Raw genomic sequence first — 15638 nt, forward strand, 5'->3', positions numbered from 1 at the left:
TATCGAATGGGCCAGAATCGGCTCTTGCAACGGACCAATAGCCTGCCTCGGATAGACGCAATCGCCAAGGGAAATCATCGATGGGTGCGGCGAGGCGTGGCTATCGCGATGGGCTCGCGATAGCCACGGGTCAGTCAGTTTCCTGACTTTTTATACTGCCAGGCCCAATCGGGTATTTGCTTGGAACGGCTCACATGCTCCACGAAACTTAGCCAGTTGTGCTGCGCACGATTATTCGTCAGTTCAAACCTGTACAGATTCGCCATCACGTTCGCGGAAATGGCCGGATCAGCAACGATGCTGGCCACGATTTGCTCCGCGCGCTTGACGTCCTCCATCAGTTGGATAACCAACGATGCGGCGAAATCCACCTCGGAGTTCAGCGCGTCCGCTCGCGCGAGTGTGCCTTGAATATTGCTGTCGCTGTAATTCTGGCTGATCAGGTCCGTCCAGACCTTCCGAGCCTGTTCGGGTGTGAAGTTTCTGCTCAGGTTGTCGAACAGGTTCGGGGTGCTGAGTAGCATGGCCACTCTGGAGTTGGAAGGTGACTCACCCGCGGCACTGAGCAATCTGAGGACCACTGGCATTTCTGCCTTTGCCGACGACGGCGTCACGTACCGATAGAAGTTCACGATCTCGCTTGAACTGTCCAGAATCCTGCCAATGTTGGGTTCATCAAACAGGTGTATCCATCGAATGTCGATAGTGCCTGTCGACAACAACTCACTGAGACGCATATCGGCATACCTGGCCATGGCGCGAACTTTCTCCTGGCTGATCGCCGTTTGGCCTATCCATCTTGCAAACACCGCGATACGCAGTCGCCCACCCAGGTTATTGGAGATCACTGGCGAGGCCAGAAGTATCTCGGCTCGATGCAACAAAAGTGGACTGTTGCGAAGCGAGGCGCGCAGCAAACCGATGGTCCTAATGACCGATTGTTCATACCGGTATAAATGCATCAGCCTCTCGGTATCGATGACATGCACGCCGGTATTGACTCTCAGCCTGTCCGCCAGTGCAGTTAACTGCGTCGGGTACACAAAATCTGCCCTGCCCATCGAATCCAGAAGCTCACGCGCACTCAACTGCCCATGTACCGCCGTGTCATACAGCACATAACCTCTTTGATTTTTTGGATAGAATTTGTGCAGATCTCCAATGGAGATACCGTATTCGAGCATGACATGCACCAAATCCCGGGTAACCGTAAACGCCGGATCCCTGAATATCGAATTCAGCATTTCCTTGTTCTCATCACCGACCAGAACCTGGCCAACAAAGACCCGTATGGCGGTCAGTTGCTCAGGCGTATACGGCTCGCGCAACGATGCCAATCCATAGCGATGTCGCGCGGGTAACAGGTCGGAAAACCGTTTCAATCGATTCCGTTGTGTTGCAGCCGCAAGGGGTGACGCATGCACCGCTGCATCCAGGTATAGGCGAAGGGGCTGAAACAACCCACTCTGCGCAGGCGCTTCGGAAAAGCCCCTTGTGAGTACATGCAACGTCTCCCTGCCGAGCAGGTTCTCGAGCATGGGCTCTACGCCTGACAGTGGCTGCGGAGTCTCCATGAAGCTGAACATCTGACCGTTCTGGCGAATGTACCTGGCAGATGCTACACGCAGCCCTCTGACAGAGAAGGCATTTCCCCCCTCGAGTGTGTTCAACCCCAGGGCCACGGCGCTGAAGAAACAATCACCATCCCTCGGCATCTCTATGGGGGCGGCATGATTGGCCTGCAGCAGTTCGTAATGGTTACCGCCCCTGCGCCTGACGACGACATCCGCTTGCAGGTCTGGCGCACTGGTCAACTGGTAGGCCGGGTTGGCGCCCGAGACAAACCGCATCATGGAGACGTCCCGCCCCGGACGCTCATCGATAACCACCAGGCCACGGTTTGAAGGCCAACTCGCAAGATTGGGCATGAACTCCGGGACCAGGTCCATCACCGGGTTAGCCCACTCGCCGGATCGCTCTACCAAAGCGGCCATATCCTGGATCGACTGAGAAAGCGTATCCGCCTCCGGGGGACTGCCTGGCACAGCGACTGTGGGCCTTGAAGGTCCTGGCTTGGGGGATGGGCTCCTGGGGCGTTTACGGCCTCCGCCACCCAAACCGAATCCTACGGCGCGCCATTCACCATTAGGCATCCGTGCCACGGTGCTTCGCATCACGCCGCTGGAGCGAATGCTCAACCCAGTGTCGGGGTCGACAAGGATGGCCTCGGTTGCGTTTACCTTCGTATGATCGTGCACGCGAAGCACCGTCCCATCCGGTTGCCGAACGTATACGGGGCGCGCCGTGACAGTACCGGTTGCGACATCCTGGACGGCGGCGCGATAGAAGCCGCCAGCATCCGGGGAAAGCCCGCGTATCACCGATCGGTCAGCCACCGCATAGCGGCTATAGATGGCTGGCTCCAGAGCCAGCCCCGCTGGCTGCTTTTGCTGCTTCAGGCGCGCCATCATTCCTTGGAAAAATGACCCACTGCGTGACAGGCCCGTCATACCCGCGCCTGGGTTGCGCGTTACACCAGACGCCAGCAAATCTTTGACGATGCTCAGGTGGATTGGGATGCGCCCAGTCTTGGCGACGAACATGAATACTTTCAAAAAGCCGTAGAAAAACGCCAAGGCCCCCACCACGTCGATAAGCGTTTCGAACGCCGACATCACAGCGATGACGATGGTTTGATGGGTTATTTCCCGGTTGCTATTGGAGCGATGGTTGGCGTGCGCCCCCAAAAACTTGATATGAGCGGCATAAAGCGCCTCACCAAGATCCCCCGTTATCAGCGAGCCACGAATCAACGGTCGACCGCCTCGCTGACCTAATAGCTGCTTGATCTCTTCAGGATTGTTAGTAGCAATGCGCGAGGAAAAGTAGGCCCGCCAAGTCTCGACCTGCAGCAGGTTTGCAATGCCGTCGCCGAGATTGGAGAACTCTTGGAAATCATTGCCGTCCGGGCTGTCCGGAAAATGAACACCCACGGTGCCTTGGATGTCCGGCCCATCCTGATCTGAAAAGATCAACACGCCATCGACGCTGGTCGCATTGCCCAAGGTGCCCTGCTGGTTTGCGGCACCTACGCTACCGCCGAGTAACAGCCCGTAGACATTGACCTTTCGTCCCTGGACCGACTTACGCTCCTTTGCCGATGACGACTTAAGAACAGCATCCAGCCAGAGCGGAACCTGTTTTTCATGTCGCGCGGGCGTGGTCCCGTCGAGCACCTCGGCCTTGAATACTTCGTCGCCCTTGAGAATGGCTTCGTATCCACGCAAGTTCATGTTGGCTTTATAGGCGTTCCACCAGGCTTTCTGGTGGTCATTGGCTTGCAGTTTCTCGCCAATGTAAATCTCATAGCGCCCGCCGATATCAAGGTGGGTTGCCATTTGGGCGAGTTCAGGTCCGCTCAGAACAATGAGGCAACCGGTGACGGGGTGATAAACAGGCCGCCCGTCTTCATCGGCAAGGTAGACAGGCAGTATCTCTCTCATCGCATTGGGGTATTGCGCAGGGCGCAGGTTATCGAGCATGAGTTGCGTCAGGCTGACCGCTCGCGAATCTTTCAGGCGGCACGCGTTGCCCTGGAACAAGGTGATCAGCGTTTTATCCGGATCAGGATCTATGTCAACGTGAAGACGGCTGCGAAGGTAGGCTTTGATTTTTTCGCGGGTGAACACCAAGAGTGACTGGACACGCTCACGCGCAGCCTCTTCTTCAGTTTTCGAGGCTTCATGTTCTAACGCTCTATACGTCATTTTTTTAAACGTCGAGGCGGTTCTATACGCGCCGGGACGGGCATTTTTAAGCAAGGTCTCGCCACGAGCGATCAATGGACCTTCGAGCGCCAACATCGGCAGCTCAAGCGCCGCTTCGGTGGCCGTGGCAAAGGCAATCAGATCGAACTGCGCCTTTTCGGGATCCTTCAAGACGGTTTCAAGCGCGGTGTGCTGAAGCTGCAGCAGTTCTTTTGCGGCGTTCTCGAAGACATGTTCGAAAAGCTCAAGATCGATGTGTTTGATTTTCCGTTTCTGCCCCTCATAAAAAGGGCTGACCGTCGCTACCATTTCGTGTACGTCATCGAATCGCTGTATTCCGCCTTCCAAGGAATACAAGAACAATACGTCCAGGTCGATTTGCTTGATCACGAAGGCCGCAGGCCATGTTTGCTGTGCCTCACCGCCCGTATCCAGCATGACCTTGTAGACATACGCCATTCGCGCCTTGTTCATCAGCCGGTCCCGGCTCGCCTTGGCGGGATGGGTCAGGATGAGGTCCAACAGCCGATCCTCGTCATACTGAATAATTCGGGCGGCTTGGCTTAATTGAACAGTGGGGTTTCGATCAGCTTTGTATAAATCGAAAAGGTACAAGAAGCGTTGGGAGAGCCTGAAGGCCAGCGCCTGCTCAACTGTGATTCTGATGGATGCATCGCGGGAATCTTCCAGGCTTTCTTTGGTACGAAATGCGGTTAAATCATCAAGGAACTGAAGCCTGACCCGGTAGTGGGTTGTCGGGTTGGCAATATGAAAAGCCGACTCCATGGCTTGCAGGGTAGTTTCATCGAGTGGCGCGACGAAAACACTGTCCCTATCTTCTACCGAGTCTGGACGGGTGAAGAAGCCCACACCCCCTATCGTGTTGCCCGGTGGCGCGTTATCGAGCAAACAGTCCCACAGCACATCACTGAAGCTTTTGGAGGACACCAGCGAGCGCTTCCCAAACGTGTCCGTGGTGAAGTGGTTTACATAACAACTGTCCGGGTCGAGCGTCTGTCGCAATGGTGCGCGAAATTGGCTGGGGTCAAATTTTTCCCTGATCGAGGTGACCAATAGATGCTTGAGTACCGTGTCGAATGTCGGCAAGCCGGCAAACAAACGAGCCAGGTCGGCGGCATGGGTACCTAACCGCTTCAATAGTGTGCCTCGGATCGCTTCACGGGGATCAAGCGGACTGGGTGGACGCACCACCGCAGTATGGGCAGGCTCCTCTCCTTTATAGTCTGGCGGGACACCCTCTTGCAGTTTCGTCAGGACACTGTTCGACAGGGCAAGGCCATTAACCCGAAGCGTTGAAAAGTCCGGGCTCATGCGGTTTCTATAAGGATAAGCGACCCAACTCTCGCACCGGGTAAAGCTCGCGTGACCGGGAATCGGCTTGCTTTGATAAGCGGTCAGAAAGCCCTGGGTAACGGCCACACGCAAGTGAACCCAGGCGCGCTTGTCCTCCACGGGCTTATTGGCAGCTTTGACTTCCTGATACGTCACGCCCACTTTCGCGTCGCCTTGGAGCCCTAATTCGAGCAACCATTGATTTGCAAATTCGTGGGATTTGAATGGACTGGCGTTGGGCAGCGGTTTGAGGGGAGTTAAGTCCGCAAGAACGGCTTGCGACGCCGTGTTTGATTCATCTCTAAAAAACGACGACATAAAAGATCCATCTTTGAATGAAGATCTTTAACCGTACCTTGGCGTCGATCCAGCGACGGCATACATATATATAGACCTGCACTTGCAACCGATCGCAAGTGTAAGTTCGCATGTTGAGATAGCAGCGTGTCGGGGTGATCCCCAGCCGAATGGACCTATAAAAATGGATGGAACTGGCTCTTACATCGGACCAATGTCCAGCCTAGGATGTTTGCATTCGCCAAGGAAAAGCCATCATGTACAACCCCAAAGCCTTTGCCGTCGAAGACCTGCCCCAACTGCAACGGATAATGAGTGATTGCCGCCTGGCCGTATTGGTTACCCAGGGTGAACACGGCTTGCAAGCCAGCCATTTGCCGCTCTTGCTGGATACGCAACAAGGACCGAACGGAAGCCTTTACGGGCACATGGCCCGGGCCAATCCGCAATGGCGCGACCTGGAGGCCGGCGCCGAAGCCTTGGTGATATTCGCCGGCGCCGAGGCCTACATCAGCCCGAGTTTCTACCCGAGCAAGGCCGAACACGGCAAGGTCGTGCCGACCTGGAACTACGTGACCGTACACGCCTACGGCAGCGCTGAGGTGTTCAGCGACGCTCATCGCCTGCGCAACCTGGTCGGCGCCCTCACCGACCGCCACGAAACCGGCCGCGCCCAGCCGTGGAAGATCGACGATGCACCGGCCGAGTACATCGACAGCATGCTCAAGGCCATCGTCGGCTTCGCCCTGCCCATCCAGCGCCTGGAAGGCAAGCGCAAGCTCAGCCAGAACCGCAGCCCGGAAGATATCACCGGGGTCCACCACGGGCTCGCGGCCAGCCCTGACCCACAGGATCTGGCCCTCGCCCGGCTGATACCTGAACAATTGTCCAAGGAGTGAACATGAGCCTGCTCGAAATCCGCCGCGTCAGCGCCGACGACCATGCCGCCTGGCTGCCGCTGTGGCAAGCCTATCTGCGTTTCTACAAAACTGAACTGCCGGACATGGTCAGCCAAAGTACCTGGCAGCGCTTGCTCGATGGCAGCGAACCGACTCATGCCGCCCTCGCCTGGAATGGCGACACGGCGGTGGGCCTGGTGCACTTCATCTATCACCGTTCGAACTGGAGCATCGAGAATTCCTGCTATCTGCAAGACCTGCTGGTAACGGAACAGAGCCGTGGCACCGGGGTGGGTCGCCAGCTCATCGAATTCGTCTACGCCACTGCCAAGGCCGATGGTTGCTGCAAGGTGCACTGGTTGACCCACGAAACCAACGCCACGGCGATCCAGCTGTACGAGCGCATCGCCGAGCGCCCAGGCTACATTCAATTTCGCAAAGCCCTTTAAGGAGCGCCGCATGTCGTCTTCACTCACTGATTGGAAAGGTGTCCCGGCACCGTCTGCACAACTGCTTGAAGGGCATTACATCCGCCTGGAAAAACTCGATCCGGCGCGGCATGCCGATGGCCTGTGGCAAGCCCTCGAAGGCCCCGGGGCCGACCCGAAACTCTGGGATTACTTGCCCTATGGGCCGTTCAACGATCGCGGCGCGTTCGATGCCTGGCTGAACAACCATGCGGCCAACACCGACCCGTATTTCTTCAGTGTGATCGACCGCGCCAGCGGCGAGGTGCAGGGCATTCTCAGTCTGATGTCCATCGTACCGGCCCAAGGCCGCATCGAGATCGGTCATGTGACCTTCGGCGCGCCGATGCAGCGCTCGCCGAAAAGCACCGAGGCGGTTTATCTGCTGGCCAAGGAATCTTTCGCCCTGGGTTATCGCCGCCTGGAATGGAAATGCAACAACGCCAACGCCCGCTCCAGATACGCCGCCGAGCGGCTGGGGTTCACCTTTGAGGGCGTGTTCCGCCAACACATGGTGGTCAAGGGGCAGAACCGCGACACTGCCTGGTATTCGATCCTGGACTCGGAATGGCCGGCGATCAGGGCCGGGTTCGAGCGATGGTTGAGCGCGGACAACCAAGGCCCGGAAGGACAACTGCTTGGATTGGTGCAATGCCGATCTTGATGGGCGGACAGCGCTGACCGGCGCCTCATGCACGCAGGCTCGCCCCACATCACCCACGGTAGTTTTTACACGGCCGTTTCGATTTCGATGTGGGACAAGCCTGTTTGCGATCAGTTTAAAAACAACGGCTATCGGTCGTTACGGTTGTTTCTCCACGAACGGTCTCAACGATTCGGGCGTGACCCCGTCCCGCGCGTATTGCCACACCCATTGAGGAACCTCCATATGACTTTCCAGATGTGAGGCAAAATCGAGAATGCCGTGACCCAAGCGACGGCTCGGGAACTCGAAGTTATAAAGATACTGTTGAGCCTCACTTTGACCCACGCCGAAGACTTCTTGGACTATCTGATTGGCGCGGGTCTCCTCGTTTCCTAGAGCGACCCTCAAGGCTGTTTCAAACTGCGATAAGGAACGCAACGCACCTGGCCGTGCCAAGGCCAGTCGAATAGTCAGGTCGGTGTAATGCGGGCCAACCAAGTCATGCCATACCTGCCGAGCTTGCGCCTGCGAGAGCTTTTGAAGATCAGTCCACAAATTGGGCCTGTTCAACAGCAGCGTAACCCTGCTATTGGAGGGCAGTGATCCTTTGATACTGAATAGATTGACGAGCGCCAACTCGTTGGCATTGACGCGCCCACGGTCCAGAAACTCAATAAACGAATTGAGGGTATCGATACGAGAGACCATATGCTGGAGGTTTGTAACATCGAATCTTTGCATCCAACCGATATCAAGGCCTTCGCCTCTCAATATTTCTTCAGCGCGAGAATCGGCATAAAGCGCAATCAGTCGAAGATGCTCATCGGACAACGCCGGGGTACGTATCCAACTGGAAATCGCGCTCAACGGAAATTCGTTACCCAAGGTTGACGAGATAACCATTGATCTCAGGACAATATTGGCGCGATCGAGCAAGGTTGGGTAACGCTCAAGGGCAACCGAATACAAATCGATAATTTCTTCTGCCCTGTCATACGCGATGAATTGTTCAAAAAGGTCCTCTTCGTCTTCCAGAACGGTACCAAACTCTCGCTGGTATCTTTGTTTTATGCCCTCCAGATCGTCACGGTCCACCAGAGACGCACCATCGAGCACTTCATCCAATTGGTCGTCGTCCAAATGACCGTGCAATGCTTCGTCGTACTGAACGTAAGCCAAGTCGTTCCTGGGGTGATGATCCGTCAGTTGCCTGGCAGTCACGCCGTATTCAAGCATGACGTGCATCACGTCCTGGGAGAGCCAAAGGTACTCATTATTCAGCAGTTCAACGATATGTTCCTCCACGATCGGCTTGAGTAGAACGTCCTCGAAGAACGTCCGCATCGCGTGCTCATCCTCATAAAACGGAGTGCTCGTCGGCGTCAATTGCACCGGCGATCGAGAGGTCAGGTTGCGCCCGATGTGTTGCATTATTTCCGGGGGAAGGTCGCCCCCCGGTGCATTGTGCAGCAGATCACGGACCGAACTTTCAGCGTGCAGATTCAGGAAATCCACTGTTGGCAGGAATAAACCATAGGGGTTTGGAGCACCGTAGGCGATCCGGGTGAGATAGAGCACAGCCGAATCATCCAGGATGTGCTCAAGCCAGTTGGCGTTTTCAAAGAGTGCTTGTTGCAGTCCAGTGGGCTGCGGCGCCAAAAATTGGTTCAACTCCGGGTTTTGCTCGATATACGTGGCCACCGAATTGCGCAGCCCTTGCATCGAGAACGCTTGCGCCGTCTGTCCTTCATTCAGCCCAGCGACAACAGCGTTGAAGAAACAATCACCGTCACCCGCGAATGGTCGGACGCTACTGCCCAGCAACAGGTCATAGTGGTTCTGGTCCCTGCGCCTCAGGACGATATCGGTACTTGCCCGATTTGGATGAAGGCCCGACGGATAGATGGTTTCGGCTTGCCCAGGCGTAAAGCGCACAGACCAATGATGGTCAGGCGCGATTTCATCGATTATCAACAGACTTCGATTCTGCGGCCAATTGGGAAGACGCGTGACGAGGGGGGGCACCAAGTCCATGATGTCGTTGTTCCAAGTGCCCGGGCGTCTTATCTGCTCGGACAGAACGAAATCCGACACGGCTGGTTTTTTGGGTTGCGAAGGACCGGGCTTCGGCGATGTGCTTCCGGGACGCTTTCCTCCTCCACGACCAAACCCCACAGCGCGCCATTCGCCGTTCGGCATGCGTGCCACCGTATTTCTCATGACACCACTTGAACGGATGTTCGAACCCGTCGCGGGGTCGACGATGATCGCTTCGGTAGCTGCCAACCGCGTGTGGTCATGCACTCGGAACACCGTGCCATCAGGCTGCCTGATGTAGATAGGACGAGTGACGCCGCCATTGCTGCCGTTGACGATTGTCGCGCGATAGAAGCCTTGGGCGTCCTGCGCCACTCCGCGGATAACTGAAGTATCGGTGACCACATAACGGCTATAAACGGACTCTTCCAAAGGCAGGCCTGTCAGCACCTCTTGACTCTGACGAGCCGGAGAAACCAGATAGGTGGATTGCCCCCTGACCGGCACGGTCGCTTGCCGGGCACTGGCCTTCGCGCCGATTTTCGTCACTTTGAAGATGGAAACAAGGGTCTTGAAATCCAGGGGCAACGCACCGGTACGGTGAACAAACAGCCCTGCCCTGACGTACCAAGAGAACAATCTGAGCCCAGGAATCAGCAGCCCGGCCAAGTCCATCATGATCTCGGTTGCCACCGTCAGGGCCCTGGCATAGCTTTGATGGCGAATTTCCAGGTTGCTGTTGGAACGGTGGTCCGCATAAGCGCTGTGGAAATTGACATGCGCGCGATGAAGCACATCAAACAGGTCGCCCGTGAGCAGCGCGCCACGGATCAACGGTCGGCTGCGCTGCCCTAAAGCCTGGGCGATTTCCTCGGGTTTGATCGTGGCGATACGTGCGCGGAAATAGTCCTGCCACTCTTTTTGCACCAAGAGCTGCGCGATGCCATCGCTCAAATCGGCAAACTCATGGAAATCGTCGCCGTCAGGGCTATCGGGGAAATAAACGCCCACGGTACCCTTGATGTCCGGCCCATCCTGGCTCGAAAAAATCAGCGGTCCCTCGATGCTGATCGCATTGCCCATCGAACCGTGTTGCCCACCAGCCCCCACGCTACCGCCTAGCAACAGCCCATGAACGTGCACTTTTTGTCCGCCCACCAGGGTGCGAGTGACTGTCGCAGGCGATTGCAACACCGCGTCCAGCCAACAGGCGACGAGCTTCTGCACCCTGGGAGGGTCGAAAGACCTATCGGTGACAGTGGCCTTGAATACTGCGTTGCCCTGGAGCTCGGCCTCGTAGCCCTTGAACTTCAGGTTGGCAAGATACGCCGCCCGCCAGGCATTTTTGTAGTCTGGCTTGTTCATCTTCTCCCTGAGCAACGTTTCATAATTGCCGCCGGCGTCGATCGTCGTGGCCATGCCGGCAAGGTCGCGTCCTGTCAATGTGATCAGGAAACCACTGACCGGATGAGGGATACGCTGGCCATGTTTATCGGCAAGGTAAACCGTCAATACTTCCCTCATTGCGTTGGGGTACTGATGCGGTCGGATATTGTCGAGCATCAATTGGGTCAGACTGACCACACGGGACTGTCGCGGGTTGGCTTTGCTGCCGAAGGTCAGTGTCACCATGGTTTTGTCCGGATCGGGATCGATACCGGGATGGATGCGTTGCTGGAGGTATTGTTTGATTTTCTGTCGGGTAAATTGAATCAACGTCTCAACGCCGCTACCCAATTTATAAACCGCTTGGAACACTTGCTCTTCCAGCCTGCGATAGTGAGCCTGCTGCGAGCGTGACGCATTTTTATAAAAGTCAGCACGGTTGTTCTCATTGACCGTTCGCTGGCGCACCGCCAAGGGCCCCGCCAATGACAACACCGGTAAACCCAACGCATCTTCCACAGTTTTGGCAAAATCCTTTAAAGCGGCTTTTTCGTTTTCGGGTGCGTTCAGTTCCTGCTCTAGCGCCGTGCGTTGGACGCCCAACAAGTCTGCCGCCGCGACCTCGAATACATTGCCGGACACTTCTGAAGCCATGTCCCGGATGTTGCATTGCTGTCCCTCGTGCAGGGGATGCACGGACGCCACCAAGTCTTCGAAGCGATGGAACCGCTGTATCCCGCCCTCCAAGGAATACAGGAACAACACTCTGCTCTGCGCAGACTTGATCACCATCGCCGCCGGCCACTTTCGCGGCGCTGCATTTTCCCTGTCGAGCATGACGGCATAGACCTGAGGAACGGGTTTGCGTAGCAAACGGTTTCTGTCCGCCATGGAAGGATGAGTGGTGATGATGTCGAGCAGTCGATACTCCTCACCCTGCTGGATACGGGCCTCTTGAGTCGGCAGTGGAACCGAATCGCGATCGGCTTTGTACAGGTCGAAGAAGTGCTGGAACCGTTGGGAAAGCAGGTGAGCGAAAGTCGCTTCAACCGTCGAGGACGTTGAAGTTCCTAACGGGTCGCTGACGTTCTTGTCATTGCGAAACCGCTTGAGTTCATCAAGAAAATGCTGCTGCAAGCGGGGATTGGTTGTGGGGTTGGCGATATAGAACGTTGATTCCATGATCCGCAGGATCTGCTCGTCTACCGGCTTTGCGAAGAGGCTGTGGGCTTCCTCCACCGAGTCGCTACGCGTGAAGAACCCCACCCCGCCTTGGGTGTAGGACGGCGGTGTATCGGTCAGCAAGCAGTTCCATAAAACATCGGAAAAGCGCTGGGAGGAGGTCAGCGTGCGCGCTCCGTTCCCGTCAGCGGTGTAATGATTGACGTAGCAACTGTCCGGTTCGATGGTTTCGAACAACGGCGCACGAAACCTGCTGGCGGCAATTTTCGATTTGATGGTATCAATCAGGAAGTTTTCGACGACGACATCAAATGTCGGAACGCGGGCAAACAAACGAGACAGCGCCACTTGGTTGCTGTCGAGCAGCGCCAATTGCTTGAGTTGATATTGTTCCGGCGTGCTGAGCTCCCCGCCTTTCTCCAGCTCGACCGTCGAAGGACCCAATGTATTTTCTGAAACAACAGCCATTTGAATATCCAGGTTGTGTATGAAGGGCACACAACCTAGCGCGGCGGATATTCGGGAATAACATACATATATATATAGGACGGCGGAGATCTGGTTAAAGATCGTAAGCCTATGCAACAGGCCAGCTCAACGCGCCCTGCCCCCTGTTTGCAGAGGCAGGACGCGAGCGGGCTCAGCCCAGGTTTTGCGCCAGCACCGCGATATGTTCCGGGCCGATGCCGCAACAGCCGCCCAGATGGCTGGCCCCGCGCGTTTGCCAATTCGCCGCCCACTGAAGATAGCCTGGCGGGTCAAGGTCTTCGCGCAGCGGGTCCAGCCCATCATTGGCCGTCGCCTCCTTCGGTTGAGGCGGGAAGGCATTGGCGTAGGCGCCAATCTGGATCTTCACCCCCAAGCGTTCGAAGGTGTCCCGCGCCGCATCGATGGCCGCACCGATCACTTCCGGTTGGCTGCAGTTGAACAGCAGCACCTCGACTCCCAGCTCGGCCGCCACCGCCGCGGCATCCGCCACCGGTTCGCCGGAGCGCAGGCGCGGCACTTCATCGATGTCTTCGTCTTTCAAGGTGAACGACAGCCAGAACGGCTTGCCATCCTTCGGCAACCCGGCGTGAATCGCCCGCGCTTCGACCGTGGAGCTCTGGGTCTCGGCCAGCCACAAATCGACATGGGGCGCCAAGCCGTTCACCAGTGGCGCCAACAATTCACCAGCACGGGACGCGTCGAACAGATCCGGCCGATAGGAACCGAACAGCGGCGGCAGCGACCCGGCCACCCGCACCGCTTTGCCTGAAGCCTGTACCGCTCGTTGCGCCAACTCACCCGCCAGCGCGGCCAACGCCTGGCCCTCGGCGGCGAACCGCGCTTCGCCAATGTGGAACGGCACCACGGCGTAGCTATTGCTCGTGATGACGTTGGCGCCGCTGGCAATGTAGGCCGCATGCACGGCTTCCACCGCCTGGGGCGCTTCGCTCAAGGCCAGGGCCGACCACTCGGGCTGTCGGAACGGCGCGCCGCGGCGTTGCAGTTCACGGCCCATGCCGCCATCGAGAATTACCGTCGTTACTGCGCCCATATGCGATTCACTCATAAGCTTATGAAAAATACTCACTACCGGAGTTGTTCTTATAACTATTTAATACGCACCATTCAGAGAACTACAACTTATTTTTCTAACAGGGCCTACACATGAAACTACAACCATTGCTGGCCCTGGGCCTGACGCTGCTGGCCGCCTCTTCGCAAGCGTTCGCCGGTGCCACGCTGGACCGTATCGAACAGAAAAAAGAGCTGGTCGGCGTGCTGATGGAAAGCTATCCGCCCTTCTCGTTCCTCAACGATCAGAACCAGCTCGACGGTTTTGACGTGGACGTCGCCAAGGCCGTGGCGCAGAAGCTGGGCGTAAAGCTGCGCCTGGAGACCCCCTCCTGGGACGTGATCGCGGCCGGCCACTGGAGCGGTCGCTATGACATCTGCATCTGCTCCATGACGCCGAGCAAGGCTCGCGCCGAAGTGTTCGATTTCCCGGTGCAGTACTACGCGTCGCCCGCGGTGATCGTGGTCAATGCCAAGGACGACCGTATCCACGGCGCCAAGGACTTGAGCGGCAAGAAAGTCGGCCTGACCAGCGCCTCCAGCTACGAGAGCTACCTGAACAAGAACCTGGTGATCGAAGGCGCCGAGGACACCCAACTGAGCTACCCGTTCGAGGACGTGCAGATCGCTCCGTACGACACCGACAACGTGGCGTTCCAGGACCTGGGCCTGGGCGCCGGGGTGCGCCTGGACGCGGTGCTGACCAACCTGGTGACCGCGCAGCCGCGCCTGACCGAAGACAAGCGCTTCAAGCTGGCCGGCGCGTCGCTCTACTCCGAACCGAACTCGGTGGCCATTGAAAAAGGCGACGCCCAATGGGACAGCAAGGTGCGTGAAGTCTTTGCCCAGTTGAAACAGGACGGCACCTTGAGCAAACTCTCGCAGAAATGGATCGGCGCCGACATCACCCAATGACTTCTTTTCCACCCCCTCAGCCACCGCCTACGGTGGCTGAATCACGCCTGCAAAAAATCTTTGGTTTCCGCACACGGTTGTATCTGACCTGGGCGGTCATGCTGGTGCTGTTCGCGAGTTTCTTCCTGAGCTTCGACCTGAAGTTCTCGATCATCCTCGACAAACTGCCAAACCTGCTGGGCGTGCACCTGGCGCCCAATGGCTTTTTGCAAGGCGCGGTGCTGACGCTGTTTCTGTGCCTGTGCTCGATCGTCGCTTCGTCATTGCTGGGCTTCATCACCGCCCTGGCGCGGCTGTCCAGCAGTGCAGTGGCGTTCGGTATCGCCAGTTTCTACGCGTCATTCTTTCGCGGCACGCCGTTGCTGATCCAGATCCTGCTGATCTACCTGGGCCTGCCGCAACTGGGCGTGGTCCCCGGCGCCATCGCCGCGGGGATCATCGCGCTGTCGCTCAACTACGGCGCCTACCTGAGCGAAATTTTCCGCGCCGGCATCCTCGGCGTCCCCAACGGCCAACGCGAAGCTTCCCTCGCCCTGGGCCTGAGCGAAACCGTGATCTTCTGGCGCGTCACCCTGCCCCAGGCCATGCGCACCATCATCCCGCCGACCACCAACCAGTTCATCTCCATGCTCAAGGACTCTTCGCTGATCTCGGTGATGGGGGTTTGGGAGGTGATGTTTTTGGCGCAGTCTTATGGACGTTCCAGCTATCGGTATATCGAGATGCTGACGACGGCGGCGATTATTTATTGGTTGATGTCCATTGCGTTGGAGCTGATTCAGGCGCGGATGGAGCGGCATTATGGGAAGGCTTATCTGAATAATCGTTGAGCTTGGGGAATGCCTGGGAGGCGATAAAGCTATTCCGGTGTGTATATCCGTTGCTGCGGTAACGGCTGCTTAGGGTTCCGCCCTGACGGCGGCTCACTTTTGAGAAGCCCGGAAGCCGGCCCAGTCAAAAGTAAGCAAAACGCTTCTGCCCCACCACTCGGTGCCTCGCTTAGGCTCGGCATGCCCTCACTCCGGCATTGCTCCGTGGGCCCGCCGCGAAGGGCCATCCATGGCCCAGCGCGGCTATCCCGGCATCCATGCCGGGATGCCCACTGCGCAATGCCTGCGTTCGGCCAGCG

Annotated in this window: 8 protein-coding genes; 5 read left to right on the forward strand and 3 right to left on the reverse strand. The window is 57.2% G+C overall.

Annotation, left to right across the window (positions count from 1 at the left end; translation table 11 throughout):
- Nucleotides 1-134: 134 nt before the first annotated feature.
- On the reverse strand, nucleotides 135-5438 hold the full coding sequence (locus J3361_RS21155) for a DUF6543 domain-containing protein (RefSeq protein ID WP_207966162.1): 5304 nt from the start codon (nucleotides 5436-5438) through the stop codon (nucleotides 135-137).
- A gap of 236 nt (nucleotides 5439-5674) precedes the next feature.
- Between J3361_RS21155 and J3361_RS21160 the strand changes: the two genes are divergently transcribed.
- The 3 genes from J3361_RS21160 to J3361_RS21170 are packed head-to-tail and all read left to right on the forward strand — an operon-like array spanning nucleotide 5675 to nucleotide 7447.
- Nucleotides 5675-6316 carry an FMN-binding negative transcriptional regulator gene (locus J3361_RS21160; protein ID WP_207966163.1) on the forward strand — a complete coding sequence of 214 codons (642 nt, stop codon included), beginning with the start codon at nucleotides 5675-5677 and terminating at the stop codon, nucleotides 6314-6316.
- 2 nt (nucleotides 6317-6318) lie between these two features.
- Nucleotides 6319-6765, forward strand: a complete 447-nt coding sequence (locus tag J3361_RS21165) for a GNAT family N-acetyltransferase (RefSeq protein WP_207966164.1) — start codon at nucleotides 6319-6321, stop codon at nucleotides 6763-6765.
- Nucleotides 6766-6775: 10 nt separating this feature from the next.
- Nucleotides 6776-7447: a GNAT family protein gene (locus tag J3361_RS21170; protein ID WP_207966165.1), complete on the forward strand. Its 672-nt coding sequence runs from the start codon at nucleotides 6776-6778 to the stop codon at nucleotides 7445-7447.
- A gap of 138 nt (nucleotides 7448-7585) precedes the next feature.
- On the opposite strand, the gene J3361_RS29560 is transcribed toward J3361_RS21170, so the two are convergent.
- A complete protein-coding gene (locus J3361_RS29560; RefSeq protein ID WP_243458963.1) occupies nucleotides 7586-12502 on the reverse strand; it encodes an OTU domain-containing protein in 4917 nt (1638 codons plus the stop codon).
- 172 nt (nucleotides 12503-12674) lie between these two features.
- Nucleotides 12675-13574: a homocysteine S-methyltransferase family protein gene (locus tag J3361_RS21180; RefSeq protein WP_207966166.1), complete on the reverse strand. Its 900-nt coding sequence runs from the start codon at nucleotides 13572-13574 to the stop codon at nucleotides 12675-12677.
- Nucleotides 13575-13687: 113 nt separating this feature from the next.
- Between J3361_RS21180 and J3361_RS21185 the strand changes: the two genes are divergently transcribed.
- On the forward strand, nucleotides 13688-14509 hold the full coding sequence (locus J3361_RS21185; protein ID WP_053126695.1) for an ABC transporter substrate-binding protein: 822 nt from the start codon (nucleotides 13688-13690) through the stop codon (nucleotides 14507-14509).
- Nucleotides 14506-15339: an amino acid ABC transporter permease gene (locus tag J3361_RS21190; RefSeq protein WP_207966167.1), complete on the forward strand. Its 834-nt coding sequence runs from the start codon at nucleotides 14506-14508 to the stop codon at nucleotides 15337-15339. The genes J3361_RS21185 and J3361_RS21190 overlap by 4 nt, the downstream gene beginning before the upstream one ends.
- The last annotated feature ends 299 nt before the right edge of the window (nucleotides 15340-15638 follow it).

This window comes from Pseudomonas sp. OA65 (assembly GCF_017498305.1).
In the GTDB taxonomy this organism is placed as follows: domain Bacteria; phylum Pseudomonadota; class Gammaproteobacteria; order Pseudomonadales; family Pseudomonadaceae; genus Aquipseudomonas; species Aquipseudomonas zanjanensis.

Excerpts from the sequence above, each read along its gene's own strand:
- J3361_RS21170 (WP_207966165.1), top strand. The coding sequence starts at position 6,776 with ATGTCGTCTTCACTCACTGATTGGAAAGGTGTCCCGGCACCGTCTGCA.
- J3361_RS21185 (WP_053126695.1), top strand. The coding sequence starts at position 13,688 with ATGAAACTACAACCATTGCTGGCCCTGGGCCTGACGCTGCTGGCCGCC.
- J3361_RS21165 (WP_207966164.1), top strand. The coding sequence starts at position 6,319 with ATGAGCCTGCTCGAAATCCGCCGCGTCAGCGCCGACGACCATGCCGCC.
- J3361_RS29560 (WP_243458963.1), bottom strand. The coding sequence starts at position 12,502 with ATGGCTGTTGTTTCAGAAAATACATTGGGTCCTTCGACGGTCGAGCTG.
- J3361_RS21160 (WP_207966163.1), top strand. The coding sequence starts at position 5,675 with ATGTACAACCCCAAAGCCTTTGCCGTCGAAGACCTGCCCCAACTGCAA.
- J3361_RS21155 (WP_207966162.1), bottom strand. The coding sequence starts at position 5,438 with ATGTCGTCGTTTTTTAGAGATGAATCAAACACGGCGTCGCAAGCCGTT.
- J3361_RS21190 (WP_207966167.1), top strand. The coding sequence starts at position 14,506 with ATGACTTCTTTTCCACCCCCTCAGCCACCGCCTACGGTGGCTGAATCA.
- J3361_RS21180 (WP_207966166.1), bottom strand. The coding sequence starts at position 13,574 with ATGGGCGCAGTAACGACGGTAATTCTCGATGGCGGCATGGGCCGTGAA.